Source organism: Mucilaginibacter sp. A5337 (assembly GCF_059690695.1).
This window is the reverse complement of record NZ_JCAWEC010000004.1, coordinates 380,967-402,859: the sequence shown is the minus strand read 5'-3', so window position 1 is coordinate 402,859 and position 21,893 is coordinate 380,967. Positions and strand designations below refer to the sequence as shown.

The following is a 21,893-nucleotide window of genomic DNA, read 5'->3' as shown; positions in this document are numbered from 1 at the left end:
CTAAAACAGAACATGGGATTAAACGATTTAAAAAAAATCATTATTGCTGAATTAAGCAATACGCTTAAACCGCTAGGCTTTAAACGTGCAGGCCATATATTTTCAAATACAACAGATGATCTTGTTTACTACATAGCATTGCAAAGCAGCACCAGTTCAACTGCCAGTCAATTAAAGTTTACTGTTAATATAGAGATCAGATCACAAGAATTGTATCAGCTATATGAATCAATGCTTCCATTCAATGCCCAGGATCACTACAGGTTCCGTATTGGATGGTTTATCGAACCCCAAACAGACAAATGGTGGTTGGCCCATAACAACCAATCTGCAATGCTCGCGGCCGAAGAAATTAATACATTGATAGTTCAAAAGGTTCTTCCCGAATTCTCGCATCTGAAATCTGTGAAAGATATTTATACTTTTTGGAAACAAGGCAACGGTACAGGAATAACAGAAGGAGCAATAAAAAACTATATGCACCTGTTGGAACAGGCTGATATCTTAAACAAATAATTTTATAACAATAAACCTTTATGCCAATACTCCAAAACACATTTGTCCACCACGTACACTTCTGGCTTAAAAACAAAGCCGATAAAGATAAACTGATTGAAGGGCTTAACATCCTCCTTCCTATTCCACACATCCGTGATATACATATCGGTGTACCCGCCGATACTAACCGCGATGTGATCGATCGTTCATACGATGTATCGCTATTGATATTATTTGATACCTCCGAAGCACAGGAAGCTTACCAGATCGACCCTACCCACGTGATATTTGCCGAAGAATATGCCAAACCACTTTGCAGTAAAGTAGTTGTGGTTGACAGCGTAAATATTTAAGTTTTGATTAAAATGGATAAGGTTAAATGACATATATTTAGCCTTATTTATTTTTTTTAAACCTATTCATGTATTCACGGATCACCTGCCTTATTACACTGGCTATATGCCTTTCATTTTCAAAATCTTACTCACAAACCGACACTTCCCATTACGACCTGGGAAGACTGCGCGTAAATAAAAATCTCACGCAAAGCATCACCATAAAAGCCGCCGACTTGCAGCGTCAGCCTTTTGCTAACATAAGCGATGCGCTTAATGTATGGTTTTACGGCATTTATACCAATAGCAATTATGTGGTATATGTGGTTGATGGCAATATCATCAATGATGTAAACGCTTACAACATTCATGATATTGAAGAGATAACATTGGTACAAAATGCAGCTGCACAGGTAAGCGGTGTCTCGCCACAGAAGCAAATGATACTGATAAAAACCAAACGTAACAGACCAGGCAAATCGGGCATTGAAGCGGCCGGGCAAACCAATCTGGTTAGCGCAAGGAACACTTCAAGCATCAATGAGCTTAAAAGCCCAACCAATGTTTATCATCAGTATTACTTATCGGGCTATAAAAATACAGATGTTGTTAGTGCCGGGATCTCCGCTACGTATTTAAGGGATGTTTCGCCAACTTTAACAAATCAGCAAATCAACATTAAAACACCGCTAAATTTTGACCGTTTTAAGTTTAATGGCTACGCCGATATTAAGCTGAGCTCAAACAATACGCTTAGTGCTACAGCAACATACGTACCACAGGTTACACGCTTTAATTATGATAACGCCAACTTGTATGGTACCAGCGACCCTAACTACCAAATCCAGACAAGTACAGCTGAACACACCAAACAAAATCTCTTTAACGGCGGCCTCAGGTTAAACTCACAACTGGTAAAAGGCCTTAAAAACAGCTTATCAGCTTCGTATAGTCATTATAACTACGACGAGGATAATAATTTCGAGGCTGCAGGGGCAGCTGTTGGCCCTGGCAATTTTCAACGTACCAATAGCATTTCTAAAAATGTTGATCACAAAAATGTTTTACTGCTTCGGGATAACTTAAGCTACCAGAAAACTATCGGCAATTTCAGCATTGAACCTGCCGTTGATTTCACCTACCGCTATACACGCGATTCAATTGCCAGCATTACCACATCAACCATCTATAACGGCACCGATCCGCTAAATATTAACCAGTTCGTTAATAACTCAACTACTACCAATCGCAACTATTACAAGCGTAAAGACTACTTATTAACACCATCACTAAGCCTGGCGTTCAAAAACAGCATTAATCTTCAAGGCGGCTTTGTAACGGTATTAGATTCAAAAAAAGCCCTGTCTGTAGCAAACGATGCCGACTTTAAACGGATTTTCCCTTATGCATCAGCATCTGTAAATGTTTCTTCACTTACCGGTATCAGTGCTGTTGGTATAAAACTATATGGTTCTTATTCAAAACAAAACCAGCTTTTGCAGAGCGACGGCGAACACCTTAACGGCTTAACCTTTGGTAATGCATTTAACAGCCCGTTTAACACCGAGTATTCCTACCTTACCAACTATTATTATCCTTCGGTATATTACAATATGCTAAAGGCTTTTAATGTTTACGCAGCTGGTGCTGATATTAACCTTTCGGCCCTGGTATCCGTTAATTATAATTTTGAACGCGGAGGCCTTGCGGTTCCTGTACTATATGATGTACCTTATGGCCCTAACGGTAGCATAACTATTTTAGGGTATGCTGATTCAAAATATACACGCAATCGCATTGGCGTAAACTTCAATATTATTAACAAAGCATCAACCCGCTTCATTACAGGACTTAACGCCTCCAATATTAAACAACGCATAAGCCCCGGTATCGGGGACATTGCACTGGGTGATAAAATATGGACAGGGGGCTGGGTTAACCGCCTCGAGATTGAACGTTTTTTTGCAGGCCTGGATATATTATACAAAACAGGTGAAGGCAACTATGCCAATCCTTACGAGGCTAACTCAAATGTACCGGGCTCAAACAAACAATCGTTTTCGTTACAGAATATTTACTTTGGTTATAACCTGAAAACCAAACAGTTTAAAAATCTTGAGATATTTGCCAACGGTCAAAATATATGGCAAAACAAAACTTCTAATATTACCGACAACCGCAAATTTTACGGTCTTGGATTTAAATTAGGATTGTAAAACAGGCTACGTTTTTTGTTGTTTCACTAAGCATGAAGGTTTTGCTTGCTGGTGCTAACGGCTACATAGGTACGCGGCTTATCCCGGTTTTACTGGAGAAAGGCCATGATGTGATTTGCCTGGTGCGGGATAAGCGCCGGTTTCATGAGCACAGCGATTTTAGCAGGCAGGTTACCTTAATAACAGGTGACCTGCTCAAAGAGTCAAATATCGAATCATTTCCTGAAGAAGTTGACGCGGCCTATTACCTGGTGCATTCTATGGCGCAAACGCAGGATTTTACCGCGCTCGAAGCACTTTCGGCCCATAACTTTGTACAGGCGCTTGATAAAACTAACTGCAAACAAACCATATTTTTAAGTGGGATCACCAATGATAACAACCTCTCCCGCCACCTCGAATCAAGGCGGCATGTTGAAGATGTATTGAAAGAAGGCAAAGCTGCATTAACCGTTTTACGGGCAGCTATTATCATAGGCTCGGGCAGCGCTTCGTTCGAGATCATCCGCGACCTTACCGAAAAACTCCCCGTTATGACAGTTCCCCGCTGGGTAAACACCAAATGCCAGCCCATTGGCATCCGCGATGTACTGGGTTACCTGGAGGGGGTAATGTTAAATGAAAAGTCGTACAACCGCACGTTTGATATAGGTGGCCCGGATATTCTTTCGTTCAGGCAAATGATGCTTACTTATGCCGAAGTTCGTAAGCTAAAAAGGTATATCGTTACTATACCTTTCCTTTCACCTAAAATATCGTCATACTGGCTGTATTTTGTTACCTCAACAAGCTTTACACTTGCCCAAAGCCTGGTGAACAGCATGAAGAACGAAACCGTTATGCATGATCATAGTATTGATAACGTCGTGCCACGTAAATGCCTTCCTTATAAAGAATGCCTTGAGCTGGCTTTTGTCAAAATAGAGCAAAACTCTATCGTATCAAGCTGGAAGGACGCTTTTAACCAGGGCTACCTTAATCCCGGTTTTATGGACCAGATCAAGGTACCACAAAACGGTACGCAGGAATACAAAGTAAAAATGCCCTTTGAACGCCCTGCCAACGAAGTTTTTAGCAACGTACTTGCTATAGGCGGCGACCGCGGCTGGTATTATTGGGACTGGATCTGGAACATCCGCGGTTTCCTGGATAAGGTTTTCGGAGGCGTTGGCTCACGCAGAGGGCGTACAAGTAATATCAATATTAGTCCGGGGGATGTGATTGATTTTTGGCGGGTTTTATTAGCCGACCGCGAAAATAAGCGCCTGCTTTTATACGCCGAAATGAAACTGCCCGGCGAAGCATGGCTTGAATTTAAAATAATTGAACGCCACGGTAAACAAAGTTTAAGTCAGGTAGCTACCTTTAGGCCCAACGGCCTTTGGGGCCGGTTATATTGGTATGCTATGTGGCCGTTTCATCTGTTTATATTTAACGGAATGGCAAGGGAGATTGTTAATTACCGGGAATGATGTTCATTGGTTCATTAGTTCAATTGTTCATTGGTGTAAGGCGCAACCTCTTGTTGTGTGGCTATTAAAACTTGCTAATGACACTTGTATAACAAACGGGCAAACTAATAACTAATGAACCAGTGAACTAATGAACTAACAAAAATGAAAAGTATATTATTAACCGGAGGATCGGGATTATTGGGCCACCATCTTACCAAAGCATTATTGGCTAAGGGCTATACTGTGAGCCATTTAAGCCGCAAAACAGGTAACGATCCGCAGGTAAAGACATTTGTATGGGATATCAACAAAGGCACTATTGATGAGCATTGTATCGATGGGGTTGATACCATAGTGCACCTGGCCGGATCGGGCATTGCTGACAAGCGCTGGACTGGCGCCCGCAAAAAAGACCTGATAGATAGCCGTGTAAAATCAATTGAATTACTGTACGATTTGATGAAACGCAAACAACATCAGGTTACTTCAGTAATCTCGGCATCCGGTATAGGGTATTATAGCAACCGTGGCGATGAACTGATGCATGAAACAAGTGTTCCTACCAATGATTTTATATCGCAATGCTGTGTGCTATGGGAAGCTGCCGTTGATGAGGGAGAAGAATTTGGTGCCCGGGTGTTAAAGTTCCGTACCGGGGTAGTGCTTGATAAAGATGGTGGAGCATTACCAACGCTTGCAAAACCTATAAAACTATATGTGGGCTCACCCATTGGTAGCGGCAAACAATGGGTACCCTGGATCCACTGGCAGGATGTGGTAGATATGTACCTGTTGGGCATCGAAAACACGGCGCTCAGCGGCGTTTACAATATGGTTGCCCCTTGCCCTGTTACCAATAAGCAACTCACTCAAGCGGTAGCCAAACACTTACACAAACCTTTATGGGCTCCTAATGTGCCTGGCTTTATTCTCAAACTTTTATTGGACGAGATGAGCAGCATTGTATTGGGCAGTACCAAAGTATCGGCACAAAAAATTGAGGATGCCGGGTTCAAGTTTAAATTTGCTGATTTAGATACAGCGCTAAGTGAAATTTATGGATCATAAAACTCCGGTTAGCATATTCTGGTTCCGCCGCGATTTACGGCTCGATGATAATGCAGGCCTTTATCATGCCCTTAAAAGCGGCAACCCGGTTTTACCAATATTCATTTTTGATAAAGAGATCCTTGACAAACTGGAAGATAAAGACGATGCCCGTGTTACGTTTATCTATCAAACTATTGAAAGCTTAAGTGATGAATTGCATAAGCATGGTGGCAGTCTGTTAGTGCTTTATGATAAAGCTACACACGCCTGGGATAAGCTCATCAAAGAGTACAACGTTGCCGAAGTATATACCAACCATGATTACGAGCCATACGCAACTAAACGCGATGATGAGGTACGCACCAAACTTACAAAACACAACATCCCGTTTAAAACCTATAAAGACCAGGTAATTTTTGAAAAAAATGAGGTAGTAAAGGACGATGGCAAGCCTTACACTGTTTACACCCCTTATCAGCGCAAATGGTATAGCACCTTAAAACCATTTTATTTAAAAGCTTATCCAACAAAAAAACACCTTAAAAATCTTCATCAAACCAAAGCGTTGTCTATCCCTTCGTTAAAAGAAATGGGCTTCGAAAAAAGCAATATGCCCCTCCCCGATAAAGGATATGAAAGTGTGATCAAAGATTATAAGGATCAGCGCGATTTTCCGGCTATTAAAGGCACTTCACACATCGGCATGCATTTACGTTTTGGCACTGTAAGCATCCGCGAACTGGCGCACACTGCCCACAGCTACCATGATAAAACCTGGCTCAATGAACTCATCTGGCGCGAATTTTATATGATGATACTTCACCATTTTCCGCATACTATGGATCATGCTTTCAGGCCTGAATATGACCGCATCCATTGGGTAAATGATGAAAAACAATTTGAGGCCTGGTGTAACGGTGAAACAGGCTTCCCGATTGTTGATGCGGGAATGCGTGAGTTAAATACAACCGGTTTTATGCATAATCGCGTGCGCATGATTGTGGCCAGTTTTTTAAGCAAAGACCTGCTTATCGATTGGCGCTGGGGCGAGCGATATTTTGCCCGCAAATTACTGGATTATGAAATGGCAAGCAACGTAGGCGGCTGGCAATGGGCGGCCGGCTCGGGTACTGATGCTGCACCCTACTTCAGAATTTTTAACCCCGATGCGCAAACCAAAAAGTTTGACCCTGAACTTAAATATGTAAAAAAATGGGTTCCGGAATATGCCGACTTCAGCAAATATCCAAAACCCATTGTTGATCATGCTGCCGCGCGCGACAGGTGTTTAGCAGCTTTTAAAAAAGCACTGGCTAAGTAAGTTTTTAATTGCTAACGGTGGCTACTGTAAAATCAAAATAAAGCACAACGTTTGCAGCAATAGAGGTACCGCTACCAGTGGTACCGTATCCAAACCTTGATGGTATTATCATGGAAACGGCCGAACCCGCGGTTTGTCCCTTTAAACCCTCCTGTACGCCTAATGCCAGGGCATTTACCGTAAACGATGAAGAGGTTGCGCCCTGGTTTGAGGTGCTGTCAAACACGTTATCGTTTAAAAATTTGCCCGAGTAAGTACAAGTTATATAAGAGTCTGTATTGATCTGATCTAAGCCGGTACCGGGTGTAGCTACTTTTATATAAACTCCATCTGCCGTTTTAGTAAATCCGGTAAGGCTTTTCGCTTTTATATAATTATTGATGATAGCATCATCATAAACTTCCTGGTTTGAAACCACATTAATATAGTAATCCAAACTTTGGTTACCGGCAATATGTGTATTGGCATTACTTGAACTTCCGGAGCCATAGCCATTAACACCATAAGCTAAATGCGATGGTACGATGACCCTTGCAGCAGTGCCTTTATATTTTATAAGGTTGTGGATAGCTATTTGCAACCCTTTAGGCAATGAATTGCTCACATGGCCTAAATAACCGCAAAAATGGTTTGTGTTAATTGAATCAACAGATACAAACTTACCATCGAGCGAACGGATGGTAAATACAAATGAGATCTGGTCTGAATAATCCATTGGTGTACCACGCCCTTGCGAAAGGATCTTGTAGTAAATGCCGGTTGTGTCACCATCTGTAGTATCACGCAGCATACCGGTAATGCCGTTTGCTGATATATAATTCTGGATCTGGGTTTGGTCATATTGCTTAATATCCGGATCGTTCCTGTCTTTCCGGCATGACATAAAGCCTATAGAGATAAGTACTAAGAGCGTAAAAATTGTTTGTTTCATTTATTATAATTTGTCTTTTTTTAACCGCCTAAAGCTTTTGCTTTACTGGCTTATATTCTCCGTTTTATCAGGCTTTGTTAATTGGTTACGTTATACAGTTGAATTTGAAAATCAAGCACCGAATTTGCCGGCAAATGTATCGAATCCTGTGCATACGGCCCGTAAGCATAACGCGACGGAATCAGCAACCTCACTTTACCCCCCGGTTTGATTTGCGGGATCCCCAACTGCCAGCCTTTTATCACATTTCCTAATACATAGGTAGGATGAAACTGATCTGTTTGAGCAAACACAAAACCAGATGTTAATATTTTGCCGGTAAAACCAACCGTAACCTGGGTTGAATTGGTGTAAAGCACGTTGCCGGTTCCTTCTTCTCCATCGTTCACTATATAATAAACCCCTGTTGTGTCCACCCGCTTAGCTTTTAATGAAGTGTTGGCAGCCAGGTAATCTTTAATGATGTTATCATCAATCTCTTTTTGTTTATTATATTGTACCATCGGGTCAACAGACGATTTAACACAACCGCCTGCAATAACGCCTAAGAGCAATAAAACTATCAGTATCCTGTTCATCAATTCAAAAGGCAAATTTATTCTTTTAAAATAGAAAAACGGCAGCTTAACACTTTTTAACAATTAATAAAAAGCGGGCACCGTTTAAAACACCCAACAAGGGAGATTTTGAAGGTAAAACGCTCGATTTTAAGTAAAAGTGTATACGGGTCATTTGCTGTGCTGTCATTTTGTTTCATGTCATTGAGCCATTGTCTTGCAGGCTGCTAATGATTAATGACACAGGATAAATGGCCTACCCAAAGTAAATGACTTAATGACCACGCAGTGTAATGAGACAAAGTGAATGACGCGAAGCTTAATGACCTGTCAGGGTTTATAGTTAACAGTAAGCTTGTTGAGTTTCTTGAGGGTTTCAATGAGGTGTTGCTTATCGGCATCGCTGATGTTGGCATCCAGATAATTATTAAACTGCCTTACAATTACGCGGGCCTGATGGCGTTTTTCTTTACCGAGCGTGGTAAGATAAATTTTAACCGAACGTTTATCCCCTTCGTTGCTTTCGCGATAGATAAGCCCGGTGGTTTCCAGTTGGCTAAGCATACGCGACAAGCTGGTTGATTTAAGCCCCAACAGGGCAGCCGCCTGTGATACAGTAGTACCTTCCTTTTCGTCGATGTTAATGAGCAGGTAGCCAATTGACTGGGTAAAGCCAAACTCCGTAACCAACTGGTTGTACCTGTTGGCCATAGTTTGCCATACTATTTTTATAAAATAGTCAATAGTTTCCTGGTGTTTTACATTATTATGCATGCATACCAAACGTAAGAAATGCTTATTGATTACGCAAGCGCTTTGTTCATTTGTTCATTAGTTCACTGGTTCATTAGTGCCATAAGTCGAAATAAACGTCGTTATGCATCGCCTCAAATACCAATGAACTAATGAACCAGTGAACTGATGAACCGCTTTACCACCCCATCTTCGTATCATCCCCCCTTGGGTCGGCACCTCCTTCATAGTAGCCCCATTGGGTTTTTAGGATGGCATCAACCCGACCGATGGATTGCCTGGTTATGACCTTATATGCTTTGCTTTGTAGTTTGTTTATGGTTACACTATCAACACCATCTTTTTCAATTGTTACCTCATCGGGCAGCCATTGGCTATGGAAACGTTTTGACGCAACAGCCCGCTGCATACTCTGATTAAATTCAATTACATTAAGTATGGTTTGAAAAACCGAGGTAATAATAGTTGAACCACCGGGAGTTCCTACTACCATAAACAGCTTACCGTTCTTTTCAACAATGGTAGGTGTCATGGATGATAACATCCGCTTGCCCGGCTGGATGCTGTTGGCTTTACCGCCGATGAGCCCATACATATTTGGTACGCCGGGCTTTGAACTAAAATCGTCCATTTCATTATTTAGCAAAAAGCCGGCCCCGTTTACAAAGATCCTCGAACCAAAACTATCATTCAATGTTGTGGTAATAGAAACAGCGTTTCCGAACCTGTCGACAATTGAATAATGCGTGGTTTGATCACTTTCATGACCGATAAATGTGCCCGGCTGGATACTTGTGCTTGGCGTAGCGGCCTCCCAACTGAAGGTTTTCATACGCGATGTGATGTAAGCAGGCTTAAGCAGGCTATCAACCGGTACTTTATAAAAATCAGGGTCGCCAAGGTATTTGGAGCGATCTGCATAAACCCGGCGTTCGGCCTCAACAATCAGCCTGATGGTAGAGTCCTGATTGTAGCCCCATCGCTTCAGCGGATAAGGCTCAACCGATTTCAGCAACTGTAGCAAAGCAATTCCCCCGCTTGAAGGCGGCGGCATGGTGATGATCTTATAATCTTTATAGTTACCAATAAGCGCGTCGCGCCAAACAGCATGGTAATTTTTCAAATCGGCTTTTGTGATCAGGCCATTACCCTGTTTCATTTCATCAACAATCAAATCTGCAACCGGACCATCATAGAAACCATCACGGCCTCTATCGCGAATCTGTTCGAATGTTTTGGCAAGGTCTTCCTGTACCAGCAAATCGTCTTCCTTCCATTCTCCGTCCTTTACCAGATAGTTTTTTCCCGGATTTAGCTTTTTAAATTGTTCGGCAGTATGATTAAGGTCATTGGCCAAATGTTTGGTTATTTTAAAACCATTACGGGCAAGTTTAATGGCAGGTTCAACAAGGTCGGCCCATTTCAGTTTACCATATTTACGATGAGCTTCAACCATGCCATCAACCGAGCCGGGAACGCCTGAGGCTTTGTGTGTATACAAACTCATATCAGGTATTACATTACCGGCCGAATCAAGGTACATATTAACATTAGCTGCAGCAGGGCCTTTCTCCCTAAAATCAAGCGTACTTGTTTTGCCGTCGCCGGCGCGGTAAACCATAAAACCGCCACCACCTATGTTCCCGGCTTCGGGTAAAGTGACGGTCAAAGCAAACTGAACCGCGACTGCGGCATCAACTGCATTGCCTCCTTTTTTCAATATATCAAGCCCCACCTTTGCTGCGTCGGGATAGGCACAAACTACCATTCCGTTGCGGTATTGGCCGCTATTGTTGAGTCCGAGCTGACCCGGAACGCATCCCGCCAAAACAAAAAATATTGCGGATAAAAACAGGAGCAGGTATTTCGGAGTATTTATTTTAAGGCAGTTCAAAGTCATTACAACATTTTAAATTCCCCTAATTTAACTTATTCTGCTATTTGATTTAACAACCCAAAACCATTATTTCATACTGAAAATCAATTTAATACAAATTAAAATATCATCTTTTCGGCACACGCACAGCATAAAAAGGCAATTCTGCCGTTTATTTGCATAAATAAAAAAGCTTTAAATTAAGCTAAACAAGCTGGTCACTTTTTTTGTTACAGCTACATTATTGTCAATCATTAAATTCATCTGCATGAAAAAACTAACGTACCTTTTATTTCTTTCCGTCTCCTTTTTATTTATCAGCAAAAACTCACAGGCCCAGGACTATAAAACTGCAGTAGGTTTAAAATTTGGCGCATACGAGGTTGGCCCCTCTGTTAAGTATTTTATGGATAAAGGCACCGCGCTTGAAGGCATTTTAGGCATCCGCGATCATGGTGCAGTATTAACCGGTTTATATGAATTGAACCAGCAAGCCTTTAATGTTGATAAACTGAGCTTTTACTACGGCTTTGGCGGCCACCTTGGTTCGGTCGGCAGCGGTTATTACAAACGCTTTGGCGGCGACGACGAATACTATAATGGCAAACACATCCTTATAGGTGCCGACGCTGTTATCGGTTTGGAATATGTTATCCCATCGGCGCCAATTGCTATCAGCCTTGACCTTAATCCACGATTAGAACTGGCAAGAGGGCCATTTTTTGACATCGCACCTGGCCTGGGATTAAAATATACCTTTTAAAAAAGAAAAGAGTTATCATCACCGGCTTAGCGGGTGATGATAATTTTCTGCGAATAGATCTTCTGACCAAGCAATACCTTCAGCACATAAACACCCGGCGTTTGTCTGCTTACATTAAGTATCGTGCTATAATTACCCTGATCAATATTTTGTTGGCCCCCCTGGTAAACAGTTTCACCTAAAGCATTAACCAACGATAGTTTCAGTGTTGTTGCCTCCTTGGCTGCAAATACCACATTCAAATCGGTACTTACCGGTACAGGGAATGCACTTAAGCCAATTTCACTTTTACTTCCGGTTACGCCTTCCCTGGCATAAAAATAATTATCTGATTGAGCCACACAACCATTGGCCAATGTAACCTGCACCTGGTATTTGCCGCTTTGTACCGGGTCATAAGTTGCAGCAGTAGCTCCGCTTATTACATTGCCGTTTAACAACCATTGGTTACCATCGGTAAAGTTTGAGTTAAGGGTATTATTTGTTTGCGTAACTACAGGTTTACTTAAAGTAACCGCTTTACGCGTAGCAGATGCACAACCCAGGCTCTGCACCTTCATATCATAAAAATAGTAATAGTAACCTTTATAAGCAGTAGTATCGCCATTGGTTGCCGTAGCACCATTGCCGGTGATACTAAATATACTGCCAATTTTAAATGGATAACCCGTTACTCCGCCGTTACTGCGATATATAGTAGCCTGATCTGCAAAGTCAACAGAAATCTGGTAAACTCCGGCAGCCGGTAACGACAGGTTTAAATCATAAACCTGCCCCTGATCATTAGGATCGTCGGGTTGCGCACCGGCCAAAGGCGTTGTACGGGTTGCTACAGCATTTATAGAAGTGGTTGATACTATCTGACCATTGCTATTGGCTACGTTAAATGTTATTTTTCCCGAATTACCAATATAAAGGCGGGCACTCTTTATTAATAACGGCACCTTGGTGTTCACAGTTACGTAAGGCGTAAACTGGTTATAGCCACCGGCTGTGAATACGCTTTTGGTGGCAGGGCCAATTGTTCCTTCAAAATCATTAATGCCTGCATAATAGGTATTGTTAACCGGTGCCTGGGTTGTTATCGCTTCGCTCCCGGCAGCTATGGGTAAAACATCAGTTGCATTTTGATACCATAGCAAGGTACCATCACCAGTTCCAAATAATTCATACTGTTTGGTAGTAGCACAGTAGTAAGCACTCAGATCGCCAATAGTCGCCGGCGAATTGATCACCACATTGGCTGTTACCGAGTTGTTACTGCTAACCGGATCGCCGGCAAGTTTGCTGGTGGCCGTGATGGTGTATGATGCACCGGCAATTGCATTAAACTGCTGACTAAAGGTAAAGTTATCTTCGGCCAGCGCCGGCAATGAGGCCTTATAAGTTTCATTGTAAGTAGTGGTAACGTTATTGGCATCGGTAATGGTAACCGTTACCGGAATATTATTGATAGCCGCATTGCCAAAGTTTTTAAGCCTCACCGTAACCGGCGTACTTGCCGAGCAGGAACCGCTGCTACCCGGACTAACAATAGCAATAACACCCGCATCGATACTGGTTTGCAAAAATTGAACCCGGTAATCCTGGGTTTCACCTTTATCATAGTTGCCACAAGCTTTAATGGTTGATGCATCGCCGGTTTCAGTAAGCACCACCCGCATCAGGCTGTAAGCGCCGGCAACTACCGTTCCCGGCACGGTTATGTTGGTATTATAAGTACCTGTGCCATTAATAATACCTGTGGTTGCAGCCAGCTCGTTATCTTCAAAAACACCATTGGCATTCCAGTCAATAAACACCTTTGCAGCTTTATTAAGGTTGTTACCGCAAGTGCCAAGTGTAATACTCAGTGGATATGTTTTGGCCTGCTCCAGTTGCACGGTAAGATTGGTATAGTCCGAATAGCTTGTGCAGCCTGCAACCGGGGTATTGTTAATATTAGCCAGTTTAAAGTTATCAATCCGTGAATCGGCGCTTGACAGCGGGGCCGAAGCACAATAGGCAGTTCCTCCAACCCCGGTAACAATAAGTGAGTAGGCCTGCGAACCTGATGATAAAGTTCCTTTATGTGATACCGTGATAGTATAAGCCCTGCCGGGAACCGAATTAGGAATGTATACCTGCTCGATATTATCCCTGATATTATCGCCTTTAGTTGCAGCAAATCCCGGCTTATCCGGATCAAGCACCCAGGGCGTAAAAGTTGTTGTACCATCGCTTACCCTGATATCAAGGTCGTTCACTAATTTAGGGGTACGGCTATTAATCACGCCTTCGGCAGTTGCTGTGCCTTGCGGATCGGTCCACGATATGGTTGCTGACAGTAAGCGGTTGCCGGAAGCAATTACATTATAAGTTTGTGTTTGTCCCTGCGTTAGTGTTTTTTCGCTCACTATACTTTTGCCGCCATTATTGGTTATCGCTTGTGCAGCTTCGGTCATGTTAAGTAATCCCCAACCATAAATGTAATCGGGCCCAATATTACCCGCGTCAAAAGCGGTATGGCAAACCAGCCCCTTCAAGGTAGCCGATCTCATAAATGCTCCCCCGTTTTGTTTGGCATAATACTCCTGTAGCAAATAAAGGGAACCTGTAATATTAGGAGCAGCCATTGAGGTGCCCGACAAAGTAAGGTATGAAGTGGTATTGTCAACCCCTACTGAAAGCACATTTACACCATCACCTACAATATCGGGTTTAATACGGCCATCATCCGTTGGCCCCCAACTGCTAAAGGGCGCTATGGCTACATCACTCCGGTTTTTAGGCCCGTACAAAAGCGGATAAACCGCCCCTACCGTAATTATATTTTTGGCATTGCCACTTGTGCTGATAATATCATAGCCGTCGTTATTACTAATGCCAGCCGGGCGGGCGCCCTTGCTTACAAAAGTCTGATCAGTTTTACTTTTGTAGCCGTAGTAGGTTTCACCTACTGCCGGGCCGTTACTTGAACGTTCATTACCGGCCGACTCTACAATGAGATAATACGGGGCATTGTAAGCTATCTTATCCCAGTTGGCTGTTTTTGAATCGTAGAAACCGAAGTTATAATCCACCGTATCTCCGGGTAAACCATTCCATTCCCAGCGGCCGGCCGAATCATTATAGTCCCAGCCTGCTACAACACCGTACGAGTGATTTGAAAGCAACAGGTTAGCTGCCGCGGCACTCATTTCGGTTTCGTCGTCATTAAAATCGTAGGATTGTAATGTAGTTGCCCCAAAAGACATTCCTTTGGCAGGCGCATAAACACCTTTGGCAATCATGGTACCCGCCACATGCGATGAATGATCATTCACCGAAGCATTATTTTTAAGCGTGATGGTTTTTCCCGTAAACTCCTGATGGGCCTTATATACTGAGCCGCCGTCCCATATAGCCAGTTTATTAGCCAAAAAATCTGATGAGCCTGATAAATTTAGGCCAAGTGAACCGCCGGGTTGTAAGGTGTTTGTGCCGGTGGTAGCTGCTGCAGTTGTGTTATTATGAGTTATGAGGTATATGGGAAAGCCAAGTTTATTAACTCCCTGCAAGGCAACAAAGTTACCATTTCTTGATCTGCGTGTTAATGTCCAGCCATGGGTTTGCGCTAACGATACCGCTTTATCATATGATGCTTTAAATGCGATACCTGACTGGTTAGAGAGTTTGGTCAATTCGGCTTTCCCTTTTTCACTTATTAAAGGCTGCTGGGCCATAGCATCGCCAGCTGCAAAAAGCAGCAAAAAGCAAAAAGAAATAATTGTGTAAAGTTTAATCATTGGTTTGAAAGATAGGCAATTTTAAGAAAAATCAACCTTAACTAAAACAAAACAACCAATGCTTTACAACATTCGTGAACTTGACAATTAAAGAGTGAAAAAATCAGCTGTTACGACAGGTATTTACCTACAATCGGCATCCTGCGCCCCATGCCAAATGCTTTTGGCGATACCCTTAAAATCGGCGGAGTTTGGTAACGCTTATGCTCTGCCGAATTGGTGAGCTTGATTACCCGCCGAACAGTTGCCTCATCATACCCCATCCGGATGATCTCGGCCGATGAGCAGCGGTTTTCGATATACTCGGCCAGGATCTTGTCGAGCACATCATATTCGGGCAGCGAGTCGGTATCTTTTTGATCGGGCCTTAGCTCGGCCGATGGGGGTTTAACGATTGAGTTAATCGGGATGATTTCCTTGTCGCGATTAATATATCGCGCAAGCTCAAAAACCTGTGTTTTGTACACATCGCCAATAACCGAGATACCGCCGCACATATCACCGTATAAAGTGCCATATCCTACAGCGGCCTCACTCTTGTTGCTGGTATTAAGTAAAATGTAACCGAACTTATTGCACATTGCCATTAACAAAACAGCCCTGCTGCGCGACTGGATGTTCTCTTCGGCGATGTTGAACGGCAAGCCATCAAACTGCGGGTTTAATGCGGTTTCAAAGGCTTCGGTAATGCTTTTGATAGGTACAATCTCATGCTTACAACCAAGGTTATCAACCAAATCCTGCGCATCTTTTAATGAATGATCTGTTGAAAAACGTGATGGTAGCAATACAGCCATTACATTTTGAGGTCCAAGAGCCTCTGCTGCCAAAGCACATACTACAGCCGAATCAATGCCACCTGATAAACCTAAGATTGCCTGTTTAAAACCCGACTTATAAAAATAGTCGCGAATACCAAGAATAACAGCCTGATGAATTTGTTCTATATCGCCCGGACGCTCAACTTTTATCGTCGTTGGATGATCAAAGCTTAACGTATTATCTTCATTTAAGGTATAGTAAGCCATGCTTTCCTCAAAATAAGGCATCTCATCAATCAGCTTACCTGTATTATCAAACACCAGCGAACCGCCATCAAATATCAGCTCCGTTTGGGCACCAACATGGTTAACATACAATAAAGGCAGTTTATAACGGCTGGCATTATCGCTTAAAATCTCTATCCGCTCCTCATCGTGGTTGTAAGCAAATGGCGACGCCGCTATATTGATCATTACATGCGGGTTCTGATGGATAAGCGTATCCATCGGGCGGGTAACATACAGCGGGTTTTCAATGGTATTCCACAGATCCTCGCAAATAGTGAGCGCTATGCGTTTACCTTTAAACTCGATACAGTTAAACTCGGTTGAAGGCTCAAAGTATCGATACTCATCAAATACATCATAATTAGGCAACAGCGCTTTATTTACCACTGCTTTCACCTGGCCATTCTCAATAAAATAGGCAGAATTGCTGAGGTCTTTACCCTCTGTTTTATGATTAGGGGTTGGTAAGCCAATGATACAAGCTATGTCAATGCATACTTCCGCTATCTTTTTAGCGGCATCATCGCACAGTCCTATAAATTCATCAAACTCTAAAAAATCGCGCGAAGGATAGCCGCAAACACATAGCTCGGCAAATACAACAAGGTCGGCCCCGTTATTTTTTGCCTTAATGATATGATCGATGATTTTATTAGTGTTCGATTCAAAATTACCTACGTGATAGTTGAGCTGAGCTAACGCGATTTTCATAGTATACGTATATTTAGTCTTAAGTCGAAAGCCTTTAGGCTGAAGTCAAAAAATACGACTTGCAACTTAGGGATATTGACTTAACAATAGTAGCAACATTATGCAAATAAAATTACTTTTGCCTCAAAGGATAAAGATGAACCCTACCCGGTATATAGCAAAGCAAATTTACTTAATTTTTTCCATCGGCCTGATATTAAGCGCCTGTACGCGCAACAAAAAAATTGATGTGAGCAATATCAATGTTGATGTTAAAATTGAGCGGTTTGATCATGATTTTGACGCCATGCGCAATAAGCCAATGGCGCTGCAGGCTGCATACCTGCAAAAACAATATGGCAGCTTTTATTCCGATTTTATTGAACGCATTTTACAGGTTGGCAGTACAAAGGATACAGCTTATTTTAAAGCCTTGCACGAGGTGTTTGCAGGCAAAGCCTATAATGACCTGAAGCACGATGCGGACGCCGCCTTCCCCAATATGGATCAGCAGAATGCCAGCCTTACTGAAGCTTTTAAATACATTAAATATTACTACCCTCAAAAACGCCTGCCACAGGTATATGCCTACATTTCGGGCTTCCAGGCGCAAACCACCGTTGGCGATGGCTATTTCGGCGTGGGTATCGATCTTTTCCTGGGTGCCGATTCGCGCTTTTACCCTTCGCTTACCAATGCCTTTCCGCATTATTTATCCAAATGGTTCACGCCGGATAATATTACGCCGCGCGTGATTGAAGGCATTGCACGTGAGGACATGTTCCCGGAAAATGACAATGATAAAGCCCTGCTTAATAAAATGATCTATAACGGCAAAATCATGTACTTTATGGACAGGGTATTGCCCGACGTGGCCGATAGCACAAAGATCCGATATACTACCGAACAGTTAAAATGGTGCAATGAATTTGAAGGTAAGATCTGGGGATACTTTTTAGAACAAAACCTGCTGTACGAAACCGATTACCAGAAAATTCAGAAATACCTTACCGAAGCCCCTTTCACCCCCGGTCTTGGCGAAAAGAATGAATCGGCACCAAAGCTTGCTGTTTGGACAGGCTGGCAAATAGTAAGAAAATATATGGATAAGCACCCTGATGTTACGCTACCTCAACTGATGGCCGATAAGGATGCCCAAAAGCTCCTGAACGAATCGGGATATCACCCCAAATAGCACAAAAAAAGCGCCTTCAAAATGAAAGCGCTTTTTATATCATTTCCCTGTTAGGGGAGTTACTTCATGATGGAAAAAACGCATTTCAAAGCAATCAGGACACCTATGATCAGGATAATGTTTGAAATAGAAGTATACATGAAGCCCGAATTGGCATCGCCGGCAAAACGCAGGTAAACACCTACTATACCGATAATAATAGCTACAGTTAATAATTTGTAGTGACCTTCTGCGTTAGCATTTTCCATTGATTCCATGGTACCGATTTTTAATGTTTGCGCAAAAATAGAAATGTTTACCGAAAAAGCGACAAAGTTTTTATGATTTTATGCCGCCGGCAAACCATGCCGGGTGTTCGCGTTTGTAATACCGATACATCGCCCACAAACTTATGCCTAAAATTATAAATACCCACAGATTAGCCAGGCCCAGGATCAGTTCAACAAAAAGTTGCCAGCCATTATTGAATGCTATAGCCAGGCGGTTAACAAAAGGCAACTGATAGGCAGAAGGGTCATCATTAGCTATCATTTCCTGGTTGATAAAATTGCTTTGGTAAAAGCTAAGGGTAACAATGCTGTATTTTACGGCTTCATCTGTGCGCATATTGCCAATTTCCTGATCAACCATATCATCTTTTAGCAACATCACATTCACCGGATTTTTGATAACCACTTTACCTTTCTTTTGCTGATCTACCAGGTCCTGGCGGTTTCTTAATTTCAGTTTTTCTGACAGGTAGTCAAGCGTTCTGTCTTCAATATCCATTTTCCGGAGCGTAACATACATCCCCATGTGGGCAACTTCGGTCATAAAGCTTTCAAGCTTCTCTGAAGGAAGTTTAACCGCCATGTCGGCGTTAGTTCTAAGGGCCGACACTCGTTTAACCGAGTCATTACTCACGCGAATATCTTCCGATCGTTCTACATCGGCCTGCATTTGATGATGCATCACCATGCCGCCATCACGAACGGTGAGTACCGCTATAGCATCGCCTGTTTGTTGAACATTTTTTACCTTGAAACGCATGTCGGCAGTTTTTACCAGTTTGGTGGGCGTTATTTCAATCTTGGTACTATCTGCGCTAACCGCCGCAGTATCGGCCGCCGAAGTTCTGTCTTCTCTTAAGGGTTCGTACTTTGAACTACGTCCACAAGCGCCCAGCAGCAACACGCCCGCCAGCAACGCCAGGAATAATTTTTTTTTCATAACTATTTAATTTTCTTTGGTATACATTGATACAAAAGAGTGGCAGGAGGTAACCCTGACCGCTGATTTTTGTTATGATTGCGTTGATTTCGCTGACTGGTCTTAACAGGGATTTGGGGGGAATTAATAGAATAGGCGTTCACTGGTCGAAGTTTAGCGATAGCGTAACTTCGTCCTAAAATGTGTTAAGCTTTCAGCTTAACTTAATAACCGGCAATAACCCATCCCTATCTAAATAATAGTCCTTGGCACTGCTATACAAATACTCAGGAGGATATTCTACAGCTCCAGATTCAACCGGGTTATTGTGTAAATAATCTAATCGTTGTATCAACATTTGATGGGTTGATAATTCTATTGGATGATTATTTTGCTGCCAAAACTGGTATTGTTCATTGTTTATGTTACGTTTCCCGGCCCGCTCGAACATCCACAATAACCATTCGCGCCTGCTTTCTTCTACATTTTCAGATATCGCTTTCAGAATTGTTTTAGATGTATGCCTTTTCAAATCACGCAAAATATCAGATAAATTCCCTTTCTCCGTACTAATGATCAAATGTACGTGGCTAGACATAATGCACCAAGCATACAACTCGAGCCCCTTGTTTTCGATGCAATATTTAAGACTATCAACTACGATATCACAATAAATTCGCCGAACAAAAACGTCTATCCAATTTACCGTGGCAAAGCTTACAAAATAAAGTTGATCGTGTTCGTGAAAAGTATATTTGCGGCCCATCGATACGAATATAGATTTAGGGTTTTGGTTTCGCACGCAGAATGCTTGCTTCATTTTAGGACGAAGTTACGCTATCGCTAAACTTCGACCAGCTATTAAATTTCAAGTTTCTATATGGTTGCCTTGAATTAATTATCTTCAAAAACTTCACAATGCATGTAAGCTATTGAATAGTATTTGACTCGCTTTTGTTGAAGCATTTTCCTAATCACATATTTTCTATTAATCTGGTTAATCCTTCGATTAATAAATTCTGAATTACTCTTTTCACCTTTATCGGAAAACGGCTTCCTATTATATATCACTGTTAAGAAGGCAGTTATCCTATCAATACACTTGTTAGATAGCAAAAAGTCAAAATTAGCATAATCATTTTTTGAAAAGCAAACAGGTATATAGCGAATCTTTACTTTCGTTTGATTATCTATACCTTCGATTACTTTGGCAAAAGTATCTTTTTTAAAAAACCAAGTCATCAATTCTTGTAGACTTTCAAAAACATAAATCTTCCAGCCAAAAAATCCATCTATTAATGAAGCATTCTTAAAAAAGGTATACCCATCTAACTCTTCCTTTTTTGATGCTTCTTTATAAAGTTTAATTCGCTTTTTCCTTAATTCTTCATTCATGTATATTATAAATTACAGGTTTGTTATAAACGAAGTTTAATAAATATAAAACAAAAAAACTTTACTGGTTGAAGTTTAGCGCAGCATAACTCCGGCCTAAACTGTATTAAGCTTTTAAATGATCCCTTCACTGATCGCAGTTCAGCGTAGCGTAACTTCGACCTAAAATGGTTTAAGCTTTCAGCTTAACTTTGGAAACAAACAAGTCTAAATTAGCTTAGATGGAAGTTCAATAATATAATACAAATATTCGCAAGCATCCTGCTTGCTTCATTTTAGGACGAAGTTACGCTATCGCTAAACTTCGACCAGCTATTTTTATTACTAAATTTAGATCGTTAGATATGCTATCGTTTATTCCCCATTGGTGTATATAGAACTCTAACTGATTTTGAAGCGTTTAATTTTTGCTTTTGAGAATATGATTTCGCTTTCGGTACGAAATTTCGTTTAGCTTTTTTTACGCTTCCGTATCCCATAATGTTTTTTAACTCCACCGGTAATTTTTCAATCAATTTAAAGAATTCCTTCTGCAATTTGCTACTTAAAACATCTTGTATCAGAATATCACATTTGCTTGTATAAGACAAATCTTCAACTTTATCCAACTTTGATTTAAAAATCTCTTTTGATAGATGTAATTGAATCTTCTCACTTATTTTTTTCAGCTTATTCTCATTCCACGTATCAAGTTCGTTATTGTTAATTCCCGGAACATTATACTTCTCAATTTGAGATAAAAGATATTTTTTCTTTTGTCTCAGTTGCATAACGTGCTTCTTTATTATGAGATTTGACATCTATAATTTAATTCTCCTATTAATTTATCTCTTCAGCATCACAAGCATTTTTAAT

The 21,893-nt window shown here is 41.7% G+C and carries 19 protein-coding genes; 8 read left to right on the top strand and 11 right to left on the bottom strand.

Annotated features, from left to right (window positions below; translation table 11 throughout):
• Positions 1–12 precede the first annotated feature (12 nt).
• The 6 genes from AC59JO_RS15630 (at position 13) to AC59JO_RS15605 (ending at position 6,874) form a co-directional block, all read left to right on the top strand.
• Positions 13–516, top strand: a complete 504-nt coding sequence (locus tag AC59JO_RS15630) for a DUF4304 domain-containing protein (protein ID WP_413669785.1) — start codon at positions 13–15, stop codon at positions 514–516.
• A 20-nt stretch (positions 517–536) separates the two neighbouring features.
• A complete protein-coding gene (locus tag AC59JO_RS15625) occupies positions 537–851 on the top strand; it encodes a Dabb family protein (RefSeq protein ID WP_413669786.1) in 315 nt (104 codons plus the stop codon).
• 68 nt (positions 852–919) lie between these two features.
• Positions 920–3,049, top strand: a complete 2,130-nt coding sequence (locus AC59JO_RS15620; RefSeq protein ID WP_497306355.1) for a TonB-dependent receptor — start codon at positions 920–922, stop codon at positions 3,047–3,049.
• Positions 3,050–3,081: 32 nt separating this feature from the next.
• Positions 3,082–4,521 (top strand): SDR family oxidoreductase, encoded by a 1,440-nt coding sequence (locus AC59JO_RS15615; protein ID WP_497306353.1) that lies wholly within the window; start codon positions 3,082–3,084, stop codon positions 4,519–4,521.
• 144 nt (positions 4,522–4,665) lie between these two features.
• Positions 4,666–5,571: a TIGR01777 family oxidoreductase gene (locus AC59JO_RS15610; protein ID WP_497306351.1), complete on the top strand. Its 906-nt coding sequence runs from the start codon at positions 4,666–4,668 to the stop codon at positions 5,569–5,571.
• Positions 5,561–6,874 carry a cryptochrome/photolyase family protein gene (locus AC59JO_RS15605; RefSeq protein ID WP_497306349.1) on the top strand — a complete coding sequence of 438 codons (1,314 nt, stop codon included), beginning with the start codon at positions 5,561–5,563 and terminating at the stop codon, positions 6,872–6,874. Before AC59JO_RS15610 ends, AC59JO_RS15605 begins: the two co-directional genes overlap by 11 nt.
• Positions 6,875–6,878: 4 nt before the next feature.
• On the opposite strand, the gene AC59JO_RS15600 is transcribed toward AC59JO_RS15605, so the two are convergent.
• From AC59JO_RS15600 to ggt, 4 genes are all read right to left on the bottom strand, one after another.
• Positions 6,879–7,805, bottom strand: coding sequence for an FKBP-type peptidyl-prolyl cis-trans isomerase (locus tag AC59JO_RS15600; RefSeq protein WP_497306347.1), 927 nt, complete (start codon positions 7,803–7,805; stop codon positions 6,879–6,881).
• Positions 7,806–7,882: 77 nt separating this feature from the next.
• Complete coding sequence (locus AC59JO_RS15595; protein ID WP_413669792.1) at positions 7,883–8,383, bottom strand: FKBP-type peptidyl-prolyl cis-trans isomerase; 501 nt, start codon at positions 8,381–8,383, stop codon at positions 7,883–7,885.
• Positions 8,384–8,692: 309 nt separating this feature from the next.
• A complete protein-coding gene (locus AC59JO_RS15590) occupies positions 8,693–9,136 on the bottom strand; it encodes a MarR family winged helix-turn-helix transcriptional regulator (protein ID WP_413669793.1) in 444 nt (147 codons plus the stop codon).
• 157 nt (positions 9,137–9,293) lie between these two features.
• Entirely contained in the window at positions 9,294–11,015 is a 1,722-nt protein-coding gene (gene ggt, locus AC59JO_RS15585; protein ID WP_497306344.1) for a gamma-glutamyltransferase, read from the bottom strand.
• 244 nt (positions 11,016–11,259) lie between these two features.
• Between ggt and AC59JO_RS15580 the strand changes: the two genes are divergently transcribed.
• Positions 11,260–11,754 (top strand): hypothetical protein, encoded by a 495-nt coding sequence (locus AC59JO_RS15580; protein WP_413669795.1) that lies wholly within the window; start codon positions 11,260–11,262, stop codon positions 11,752–11,754.
• A 26-nt stretch (positions 11,755–11,780) separates the two neighbouring features.
• Here the strand turns inward: AC59JO_RS15580 and AC59JO_RS15575 are convergent, their stop codons facing one another.
• Together AC59JO_RS15575 and AC59JO_RS15570 are read right to left on the bottom strand one after the other, a co-directional pair.
• Positions 11,781–15,521 (bottom strand): S8 family serine peptidase, encoded by a 3,741-nt coding sequence (locus AC59JO_RS15575; RefSeq protein WP_497306342.1) that lies wholly within the window; start codon positions 15,519–15,521, stop codon positions 11,781–11,783.
• A gap of 110 nt (positions 15,522–15,631) precedes the next feature.
• Complete coding sequence (locus AC59JO_RS15570; RefSeq protein ID WP_497306340.1) at positions 15,632–17,281, bottom strand: NAD+ synthase; 1,650 nt, start codon at positions 17,279–17,281, stop codon at positions 15,632–15,634.
• Between the two features lie 136 nt (positions 17,282–17,417).
• Between AC59JO_RS15570 and gldB the strand changes: the two genes are divergently transcribed.
• On the top strand, positions 17,418–18,455 hold the full coding sequence (gene gldB / locus AC59JO_RS15565; protein ID WP_497306732.1) for a gliding motility lipoprotein GldB: 1,038 nt from the start codon (positions 17,418–17,420) through the stop codon (positions 18,453–18,455).
• Between the two features lie 59 nt (positions 18,456–18,514).
• Here the strand turns inward: gldB and AC59JO_RS15560 are convergent, their stop codons facing one another.
• The 5 genes from AC59JO_RS15560 to AC59JO_RS15540 form a co-directional block, all read right to left on the bottom strand.
• Positions 18,515–18,712: a hypothetical protein gene (locus AC59JO_RS15560; protein WP_413669799.1), complete on the bottom strand. Its 198-nt coding sequence runs from the start codon at positions 18,710–18,712 to the stop codon at positions 18,515–18,517.
• 61 nt (positions 18,713–18,773) lie between these two features.
• Positions 18,774–19,664: a hypothetical protein gene (locus tag AC59JO_RS15555; RefSeq protein ID WP_497306338.1), complete on the bottom strand. Its 891-nt coding sequence runs from the start codon at positions 19,662–19,664 to the stop codon at positions 18,774–18,776.
• 193 nt (positions 19,665–19,857) lie between these two features.
• Entirely contained in the window at positions 19,858–20,463 is a 606-nt protein-coding gene (locus tag AC59JO_RS15550) for an REP-associated tyrosine transposase (protein WP_497306336.1), read from the bottom strand.
• Positions 20,464–20,537: 74 nt separating this feature from the next.
• On the bottom strand, positions 20,538–21,038 hold the full coding sequence (locus AC59JO_RS15545; RefSeq protein WP_497306334.1) for a hypothetical protein: 501 nt from the start codon (positions 21,036–21,038) through the stop codon (positions 20,538–20,540).
• 347 nt (positions 21,039–21,385) lie between these two features.
• A complete protein-coding gene (locus AC59JO_RS15540) occupies positions 21,386–21,808 on the bottom strand; it encodes a hypothetical protein (protein WP_497306332.1) in 423 nt (140 codons plus the stop codon).
• Positions 21,809–21,893: the final 85 nt, after the last annotated feature.

What these genes read in the sequence shown, in the direction of transcription:
- AC59JO_RS15630 (WP_413669785.1), top strand. Translation starts at nt 13, where the DNA reads ATGGGATTAAACGATTTAAAAAAAATCATTATTGCTGAATTAAGCAAT.
- AC59JO_RS15625 (WP_413669786.1), top strand. Translation starts at nt 537, where the DNA reads ATGCCAATACTCCAAAACACATTTGTCCACCACGTACACTTCTGGCTT.
- AC59JO_RS15620 (WP_497306355.1), top strand. Translation starts at nt 920, where the DNA reads ATGTATTCACGGATCACCTGCCTTATTACACTGGCTATATGCCTTTCA.
- AC59JO_RS15615 (WP_497306353.1), top strand. Translation starts at nt 3,082, where the DNA reads ATGAAGGTTTTGCTTGCTGGTGCTAACGGCTACATAGGTACGCGGCTT.
- AC59JO_RS15610 (WP_497306351.1), top strand. Translation starts at nt 4,666, where the DNA reads ATGAAAAGTATATTATTAACCGGAGGATCGGGATTATTGGGCCACCAT.
- AC59JO_RS15605 (WP_497306349.1), top strand. Translation starts at nt 5,561, where the DNA reads ATGGATCATAAAACTCCGGTTAGCATATTCTGGTTCCGCCGCGATTTA.
- AC59JO_RS15600 (WP_497306347.1), bottom strand. Translation starts at nt 7,805, where the DNA reads ATGAAACAAACAATTTTTACGCTCTTAGTACTTATCTCTATAGGCTTT.
- AC59JO_RS15595 (WP_413669792.1), bottom strand. Translation starts at nt 8,383, where the DNA reads ATGAACAGGATACTGATAGTTTTATTGCTCTTAGGCGTTATTGCAGGC.
- AC59JO_RS15590 (WP_413669793.1), bottom strand. Translation starts at nt 9,136, where the DNA reads ATGCATAATAATGTAAAACACCAGGAAACTATTGACTATTTTATAAAA.
- ggt (WP_497306344.1), bottom strand. Translation starts at nt 11,015, where the DNA reads ATGACTTTGAACTGCCTTAAAATAAATACTCCGAAATACCTGCTCCTG.
- AC59JO_RS15580 (WP_413669795.1), top strand. Translation starts at nt 11,260, where the DNA reads ATGAAAAAACTAACGTACCTTTTATTTCTTTCCGTCTCCTTTTTATTT.
- AC59JO_RS15575 (WP_497306342.1), bottom strand. Translation starts at nt 15,521, where the DNA reads ATGATTAAACTTTACACAATTATTTCTTTTTGCTTTTTGCTGCTTTTT.
- AC59JO_RS15570 (WP_497306340.1), bottom strand. Translation starts at nt 17,281, where the DNA reads ATGAAAATCGCGTTAGCTCAGCTCAACTATCACGTAGGTAATTTTGAA.
- gldB (WP_497306732.1), top strand. Translation starts at nt 17,418, where the DNA reads ATGAACCCTACCCGGTATATAGCAAAGCAAATTTACTTAATTTTTTCC.
- AC59JO_RS15560 (WP_413669799.1), bottom strand. Translation starts at nt 18,712, where the DNA reads ATGGAATCAATGGAAAATGCTAACGCAGAAGGTCACTACAAATTATTA.
- AC59JO_RS15555 (WP_497306338.1), bottom strand. Translation starts at nt 19,664, where the DNA reads ATGAAAAAAAAATTATTCCTGGCGTTGCTGGCGGGCGTGTTGCTGCTG.
- AC59JO_RS15550 (WP_497306336.1), bottom strand. Translation starts at nt 20,463, where the DNA reads ATGAAGCAAGCATTCTGCGTGCGAAACCAAAACCCTAAATCTATATTC.
- AC59JO_RS15545 (WP_497306334.1), bottom strand. Translation starts at nt 21,038, where the DNA reads ATGAATGAAGAATTAAGGAAAAAGCGAATTAAACTTTATAAAGAAGCA.
- AC59JO_RS15540 (WP_497306332.1), bottom strand. Translation starts at nt 21,808, where the DNA reads ATGCAACTGAGACAAAAGAAAAAATATCTTTTATCTCAAATTGAGAAG.